Raw genomic sequence first — 648 nt, 5'->3', positions numbered from 1 at the left:
CGCAGCGGAACTCGACCGCCCCACGACGAAATGATCGCGTTCATCGACATGCATCGCGATCAGTTCGGGGTCGAGGCCATCTGCCGCATCCTCGGTGCGACAGAATGTGGGTTCATCACCTCCCGCGGATACCGTGCCGCAAAGAGCAGGCCAGCCTGCGCTCGTAGCATTCGGGACGAGATGCTCGTGGAGGAGGTGAAACGAATTCACAAGGAGAACTACAGCGTCTACGGGGTCCGAAAGATGTGGCACGCGATGCGGCATGCGGGATGGGACGTCGGTCGCGACCAGGTGGCACGACTGATGAGGATCGCGGGACTCCAAGGCGTCCGGCGAGGCCGTAAGCCCGTCACCACCCGCCCTGGAGCCGGACCGGATGAGCGCCCCGACCTTGTGGAACGGAAGTTTGCCGCGGACCGTCCGCGGCAGCTCTGGGTCGCTGACATCACCTACGTCCGGATCCTCGCCGGATTCTGCTACGTCGCATTCATCACCGATGTCTTCAGTCGGAGAATTGTCGGCTGGGCGGTCGCACCCACACTCCACACACAGTCTCTACCTTTGCTCGCACTGGAGCACGCACTTCTTTCCACTGGTGCAAGCAGGAATGATAGCGGATTGGTTCACCACTCCGACAGGGGCAGTCAG

1 protein-coding gene is annotated in these 648 nt (G+C 62.0%); it reads left to right on the top strand.

All coding sequences use genetic code 11. The features are described 5' to 3' along the window. Nucleotides 1–30: 30 nt before the first annotated feature. Nucleotides 31–648 (top strand): IS3 family transposase (locus M4D54_RS13770; protein ID WP_259892114.1); only part of this gene is annotated, 618 nt, incomplete at its 3' end.

The sequence above is a fragment of the Brachybacterium sp. p3-SID1565 genome, from assembly GCF_025143785.1.
Taxonomy (GTDB): Bacteria; Actinomycetota; Actinomycetes; order Actinomycetales; family Dermabacteraceae; genus Brachybacterium; species Brachybacterium epidermidis.
The sequence above is the reverse complement of the archived record's forward strand: the minus strand, read 5'-3'. Positions and strand labels throughout refer to the sequence as shown.